Genomic DNA, 6885 nt, shown 5'->3' with positions numbered 1-6885 from the left:
CCATTTTGACCAACCAGCCATTCGTTGACGATTATTAATTTAAATTCATTTGAATATTTAGACATAGAAAAACCCAATAACTTTCTGGACATTTTTTTATTTTGTCCAAGTTATTGGGTTCACTTCAAAACGTTAAATATACGTCTGGATTGCTTTTTACATAATCGTTCTAACAAAATTTAGGACTGCATCATTAAATTGATCTGGTGCCTCAATGTGAGGAATATGTCCCGCTTTATCAATAGTGATACCTTGACCATTTTTTGACATGGCGACAACTGTTTCAACATGTACCGACGGCCAAAGTGGCGAGTCTTGACCAGCAATGAATAAGTGCTTCACCTGCTCACGACGTAACACATCACGCCAATCTTGCATTAAGCTGTCTAATAGTAGTGGTTCATTGTACTGAAAGTCAAATGGTTGATAGTTATCAGCCAACGCATGTTTGACTGTTTCTGACAGTTTCAATCGCGTTAATTTTGTATGTGGTAGTTTTGTCGCTGCTGTCCAAATCATCGTCAAATCAGCGTTAAAAATGCCATACGGCCAGCTATCATCTCGCAATATCTTTGGAAGCTGATCTTCAGTAATGATAGCTCTGACGTTGGCATCCCCATATAAGGATAAGTAAGCCCAAATGGTGCTGGCGCCCATTGAATGTCCCATCAATATTGGCTTCTCCAGCCTCAATTGTGCCATTAATTCAGCTAAATCTTGCCCGTGCCGTGCCATTCGCATACCGTAGTCAACCGTATCGCTTTTCCCATGGTTACGACGATCATAAGTGATTACCTGTAAGCCAGCGTTTACAAGTGGTTCAACCTGCATCACCCATGTTGCTTGATTCCCTGAATACCCTTCAACCAAAATAATGGGCTGACCTGTACCAAATATTTGATAATCGAGTCTCACACCATCATTTGTCATCATTGTTGACAAAATCTGTTCCTCCAATCAAAACAAAGTCGCTACAAAAAGCAACTTTGTTTATGTCAAGCTTATTATATATGAATTGGTAAGCCATCCGCAACTTCAGCGGCATCCATGATGGCTTCACCCAAAGTTGGATGTGGATGAATCGTTAGGGAAATGTCTGTCGTCGTTAGACCATTTTCAATAGCTAATGACAATTCAGAAATCAAATCCGAGGCACCCGGACCAACAATTTGTGCACCCAATAGCGCTTTAGTTGTCTTATCGCTTATCAAACGAATAAAGCCAACTGCTTCATCAATTGAAATGGCACGACCGTTAGCAGCAAATGGAAACTTCGAAATTGTAGCCGTTAACTGCTTTTCAGTCACTGACTCCGGTGTCTCGCCTGTTGTTGCTAATTCATAATTTGTATAGGCAACTGCTGGTAAGGAATAATGCAAGTCACGAGCATGCGCATCCCCAGAAATTGCAGCTGCAGCAATTTTAGCTTGAAAACTTGCCTTATGTGCCAATTGTGGTCCCGCTGTCACATCACCAATGGCGTAGATATGAGGCACAGTTGTCTGTATGTTATCAGCAATTTCAATCAAGCCACGATCGCTTAATTTGACATCAGTATTGTTGAGACCAAGCGTATTGGTATTAGCGCGCCGGCCAACAGCAATTAACAAATAATCACCAGAAACTGTTTGTTCTTGCCCATCTACTTCATAAGTCAATGTCACATCGTTTTCAGTTTGGACAGCGCTTTTTGCCATGGCTGAGGTAACAATCACCCCACCACGTTTCGTGAAATCATCTATGACTGGTTTAGCCAGCTCTGCGTCAAATCCATTTAGCGTGTGATCCAAGCCTTCAATAATTGTGACCTGAGAGCCTAGGTTAGCATAAGCACCACCAAGTTCAGAACCAATCACGCCACCACCAACAATAATTAGCTTATTAGGTATTTCAGGTAAACTCAAGGCACCAGTAGAATCAACGATTCGCTTTCCAAATGGAAAAGCCGGAATCTCGATTGGGCTAGAGCCAGTCGCAATAATAGCATTGTTAAATTGCAGCAATTCGTGGCCATCTTCTTGAACAACATTTAATGTTTCATTGTCATTAAATGATGCTTCACCCTGAATAATATCAACATGATGCTTTTTGAGCAACATTTTAACACCACCGGTCAGCGTGTTGACCACAGTATTCTGCTTCCAATCTTGTGTCTTTGACCAATCGATTTTTGCATCAGTTTGTGTCAAACCAAAAGGATTTTCTGATATAGCATCACGATAATGATGTCCCACATTAATTAAGGCTTTTGACGGAATGCAACCGACATTTAAACAAACACCACCAATTTGATCACGTTCGATAATCGTCACATTTTGACCCAATTCAGCAGCGCGAATAGCTGCTACATAGCCACCAGGACCTGATCCGATAACAACTGTATCTACTTCACGTGCTTGTGCACCAACAACCATGATTACACCTCCATCAACATATAGGCTGGGTCAGCCAACAGTTGCTTCAAATAATTAATAGCTGACTGTCCTAACATGCCATCAATCAAACGATGATCATAACTCAATGACAATTTCATATTTTGACCGACCGCCAATTCACCATCTGAACCAACAATGGGTTCTTTCAGAATTGATCCCAAGCCAAGAATTGCGACTTCTTTACCATTAATAATTGGTGTGAACCAAGTACCACGTGCCGAACCAAGGTTAGAAATTGTAACCGTACCGCCTTGCATTTGCGCTGGCTTAATTGTTCCTTCACGAACAGCGGTTGCTAACTCAGCAATTTCTTTAGCTATTGTCACAATTGACTTTTGGTCAGCCCGTTTAATGACTGGCACATAAAGACCACTTGGCGCATTAACAGCAATGCCCATATTGACATCGTCATGATAGACAACTTCTTGAGTATCCATGTCTAGACTTGCGTTGATTTCAGGGAACTTTTTAGCCGTTGCAGCTAAAGCTTTCACCGCATAAGCCAAATAAGTCAAATGAATGTCTTGATCGGCCAATTGCGTCTTAAATGTTTGACGATGAGCGACCAATTTGCTAACTTCAACCGAATCAAAATTAGTAACCGTTGGAATAGTTGCATTCTGTGTTGCCATTGCTTTAGCAATTGCCTTGCGAACGCCTGACATTGGTTGGCGACCTTCGCGTACAGGTTCAGCCACTTCAACATCTTTGGTCACTGCCGCTGTGGCAGTTGTTTCATTAGATGCCTCACTTGAAATTGCAGCTACTGGTGTATCCGTTGCTTGGTATGCCGTGACATCAGCTAATGTCACATGTCCATGACGACCCGTCGCCGGAACTTTAGTCAAATCAATCCCTTTTTCAAAGGCTAAATGGCGCACTGATGGCATAGCCAAAACATGTCCATTAACAACTTGTGGTAATTCAGTCGCTGTCGGTGTTTGCGGTGTGACTGAAGTGGTTGTATCAACTGATGTGTCTTCAACTGTATCGTTGGCTGTTGGTTCAGCGCTCTCATCACCACTGTTGCCACTACCGTCACCATCAAATTCAATCAATGAATCGCCAACAGAAACAGTTGTGCCTGCGTCAACAAACAGCTTGGTGACAGTACCTGCGTACGGCGATAAAATTTCTTGAATCAGCTTATCATTTTGAACTTCCGCGACTGGGTCATCCATAGCCACAGTATCACCAACTTTAACTAACCACGACGTGATGTCACCCTCAGCCATGCCTTCGCCAATATCTGGCATTTTAAAAATCTCAGTCATAATTAACAACCTCCATCACTTTTGCAACAACATCATCAGGTTTAATCATCCAATCATTTTCTGCCTGCCCAAATGGATAAACTGAATCAGGTGCTGCAACACGACCGATTGGTGCTTTTAGGCTTAAAATAAAGCGCTCGGAAATCTCACCCATTACATTGGCACCAATGCCAGCCATCCGTTGTGCTTCTTGCACAATAACAACACGTCCAGTTTTTGTCACCGTATCACCAATTGATTTGATATCCAATGGTGAAACAGTGCGCAAATCTAACACTTCTGCGGACACACCGTTTTTGGCTAAGGCGTCCGCTGCCTTTAGTGCTACTGGTACACCGCCACCATACGAAATAATAGAGACATCTTCGCCTTCACGCGCCACAGCTGCTGTGTCAAGCGGTGTTGTGTAATAGCCTTCGGGTACTTCCCCTTTTAATGAACGGTACAAATGCAAATTTTCCAAGAAAACGACAGGGTCGTTAGATTCAATTGAACTCATCAATAATCCCTTGGCATCAGCTGGATTAGCTGGCATTACAACACGAATGCCTGGAATTTGTGCCACCATACCTTCTAAATTATCTGCGTGCATTTCTGGTGTTTTGGTACCGCCGCCATAAGGTGACCTCACGACAATTGGCATTTGGCGCGTGCCGTTGAAGCGGAAGCGGTTACGAGCCATTTGACCAGCAATGGAATCCATCACTTCAAAAACAAATCCGAAAAACTGAATTTCCATAATCGGGCGGTAATTTTGCGTAGTCAAGCCAATCGCTAAACCACCAATACCGGATTCAGCTAACGGCGTATTGAAAACGCGCTCTTCGCCATACTTAGCCTGCAAACCATCAGTAGCACGGAAAACACCACCATTTTCACCAACGTCTTCACCAAAAATAACAACATCGTTATCTTTCTTTAGCGCTAAATCCATTGCCTCACGAATTGCGTCAATATAACTTTTAACAGCCATGTCACTTTCCCTCACTTTCAAACTTGCTGATTTGTTCGGTCATTGCCTGTCCGGGAACTTCCAATGTATGCTTAATGAAATTAGAAATCTTTTGCTTGTCTACTTTGTCGGCGATCTTAATTTGCTCATCAATTAGCGCATTAACTTCGTCAATGTATGAACTTTCCTGCTCTTCAGACCAAATACCTTTTTCAGTCATAAACTTGCGCATACGAATCAGTGGCTCTTTTTGCCACCAAGCATCAATATCTGCTTGTGTCCGATATCGGAGTGGATCATCACCCGCTGTTGAATGTGGTTCTAGACGATCTGTTAGCGTCTCGATAAAGACAGGCCCTTTACCACTCGTTGCCCATGCACGGGCTTCTTTGGCTGCTAAGTAAACAGCAATCGGATCGTTACCATCAACGACAATACTTGGCAAACCGGCTGCCCATCCTTTTGCTGCCAAATGCGTGGCTGCTGTTTGCAATGAACGGGGCGTTGAAATCGCATAACCATTATTTTGTGCAAAGAAGACGGCATTCGCCTTGTACGCACCCGCAAAATTCATGCCTTCGTAAAAGTCACCTTGCGACGTACCACCATCACCAGTATAAGCATAGGCAACGGCATCTTTATTTCTTTTCTTCAGTCCCAAAGCAATACCGGCTGCTTCAACATACTGCGCACCAATAATAATTTGTGGTATCCATGCATTAACAGGTTTACCGTCTTCTGTGGTAAATTCGTTTCCTAAGGCATGTCCACGGGACCACAAAATTGCTTTCCAAATTGGCCAACCCTTAACCACAATTTCTGGAATGTCTCGATAGCCGGGCATCAACCAATCATCATCATTAAAAGCATAGGACGATGCCATCTGTGAAGCTTCTTGACCAGCAGTTGGCGCAAAGAATCCGAATCGACCCTGTTTAGCTAATTTAGTTGAACGGATATCTAATTGCCGACTGAGCAACATTCTTTTGATAATGTTGACAAGATCTTCATCTGATAAATCAGCACGCTTCAGTGCTTCTTCATCAACAATTTGACCATCATTATTTAATACAGACAGCATCGGAAATGATGTGTCTTGTGCTTCTAATTGTGCTTGAAAATCCAGTATCTGCTGGTTTGTTGCTGTTAGATTACTCATGAATTTTTACCTCATCTTTCTGGAAAAAAGTTGCCAATAGTTCATTATTTGTAATGCTACCAAAGTATTGTCCGTCACGTTTTTGGTCAAGTATTGTCGAAACAGCTTCAGGTGTAAATGGTATTCCAACTAATGCTGGCTTGATTTCGCGCCAGTCGCGAACACCTAAGAAATCGCCAGTGAAGTTAATGTCTGTGATCCGACCATCATTAACATTGACCTGAACATCAATCGCACCTCCATCAAATTTTGCATGATTATCATACATAAATTCTGGACTCTTGCCGTAATTCCATGACCATTGTGAGAATTTTTGATCCCGAGCTTGCAAAATAGCCTTTTTTTGCGTGTCGCTTAATTGATACTCACCATCACGACCCTCATCACTCAAATAATATTGTAATTTGGCAATGAAGTCATCAATTGTCAACGATTCAGGTGCAAAATCTTTGATGTTACCAACACGAGCACGTACCGACTTAGCTGCCTTAGAAATAAATTTTTCATCCGCAACATTTAGTGCCCTCACCATCGCTTCAACATCAGTATTCCAAAGTAAAGTCCCGTGGTGCATCAGGTAACCACCCGCATAACGTTGCGCATTCCCAGATACCTTCTTACCGTTAATTTCCAAATCATTTCGGCCGGAAATTTCTACCGGAATACCAACTGACTCTAAGGCATCAGCCATCGGTTTAACAAATTGGTGAAAATTGACATTTGCACTATTTGCAACCGGTACAAAAAACGTAAAGCAAATATTACCTAAATCATGATAAACCGCGCCACCACCTGATACGCGACGGACAACTTGAACATCATGGCTATCAACGTAATCTTGATTAACCTCCGCAAACGTGTTCTGATTCTCGCCGACAATGATGGCCCGCTTATTCTGCCACAGAGCAAAAACTGGCTCACTTGGGTGCAAGTTTTTCAGTAACCAAGCATCCATGGCAATATTTGTATAGGCATCATTACCAAAATAATTGATGAATTGCATAACTTTTCTCCTTTTGTAACCGCTTACATATTACACTTATATTATACGCCTGTTTTCAGAAA

At 42.3% G+C, this 6885-nt stretch carries 6 protein-coding genes; all 6 read right to left on the bottom strand.

Going from position 1 to position 6885, the window contains the following annotated elements; translation table 11 throughout:
- Positions 1-156: 156 nt before the first annotated feature.
- The 6 genes from BMG01_RS07425 to BMG01_RS07400 all read right to left on the bottom strand — a co-directional run bounded on the left by BMG01_RS07425 (position 157) and on the right by BMG01_RS07400 (position 6823).
- Positions 157-942 carry an alpha/beta fold hydrolase gene (locus tag BMG01_RS07425; RefSeq protein WP_036068685.1) on the bottom strand — a complete coding sequence of 262 codons (786 nt, stop codon included), beginning with the start codon at positions 940-942 and terminating at the stop codon, positions 157-159.
- Between the two features lie 62 nt (positions 943-1004).
- Positions 1005-2414, bottom strand: coding sequence for a dihydrolipoyl dehydrogenase (gene lpdA, locus BMG01_RS07420; RefSeq protein ID WP_036068686.1), 1410 nt, complete (start codon positions 2412-2414; stop codon positions 1005-1007).
- A 2-nt stretch (positions 2415-2416) separates the two neighbouring features.
- On the bottom strand, positions 2417-3709 hold the full coding sequence (locus BMG01_RS07415) for a dihydrolipoamide acetyltransferase family protein (RefSeq protein WP_004911575.1): 1293 nt from the start codon (positions 3707-3709) through the stop codon (positions 2417-2419).
- A complete protein-coding gene (locus BMG01_RS07410) occupies positions 3702-4682 on the bottom strand; it encodes an alpha-ketoacid dehydrogenase subunit beta (RefSeq protein WP_036068688.1) in 981 nt (326 codons plus the stop codon). The genes BMG01_RS07415 and BMG01_RS07410 overlap by 8 nt, the downstream gene beginning before the upstream one ends.
- Position 4683: 1 nt before the next feature.
- Positions 4684-5820: a thiamine pyrophosphate-dependent dehydrogenase E1 component subunit alpha gene (locus tag BMG01_RS07405; RefSeq protein WP_004911564.1), complete on the bottom strand. Its 1137-nt coding sequence runs from the start codon at positions 5818-5820 to the stop codon at positions 4684-4686.
- Positions 5813-6823, bottom strand: a complete 1011-nt coding sequence (locus BMG01_RS07400; protein ID WP_004911563.1) for a lipoate--protein ligase — start codon at positions 6821-6823, stop codon at positions 5813-5815. Before BMG01_RS07400 ends, BMG01_RS07405 begins: the two co-directional genes overlap by 8 nt.
- Positions 6824-6885: the final 62 nt, after the last annotated feature.

This window comes from Leuconostoc sp. BM2 (genome assembly GCF_002095565.1).
Taxonomy (GTDB): domain Bacteria; phylum Bacillota; class Bacilli; order Lactobacillales; family Lactobacillaceae; genus Leuconostoc; species Leuconostoc falkenbergense.
Note: the sequence above shows the minus strand (reverse complement) of the source record. Positions and strands in the feature narration are given on the sequence as shown.

Excerpts from the sequence above, each read along its gene's own strand:
- lpdA (WP_036068686.1), bottom strand. The coding sequence starts at position 2,414 with ATGGTTGTTGGTGCACAAGCACGTGAAGTAGATACAGTTGTTATCGGA.
- BMG01_RS07415 (WP_004911575.1), bottom strand. The coding sequence starts at position 3,709 with ATGACTGAGATTTTTAAAATGCCAGATATTGGCGAAGGCATGGCTGAG.
- BMG01_RS07410 (WP_036068688.1), bottom strand. The coding sequence starts at position 4,682 with ATGGCTGTTAAAAGTTATATTGACGCAATTCGTGAGGCAATGGATTTA.
- BMG01_RS07405 (WP_004911564.1), bottom strand. The coding sequence starts at position 5,820 with ATGAGTAATCTAACAGCAACAAACCAGCAGATACTGGATTTTCAAGCA.
- BMG01_RS07400 (WP_004911563.1), bottom strand. The coding sequence starts at position 6,823 with ATGCAATTCATCAATTATTTTGGTAATGATGCCTATACAAATATTGCC.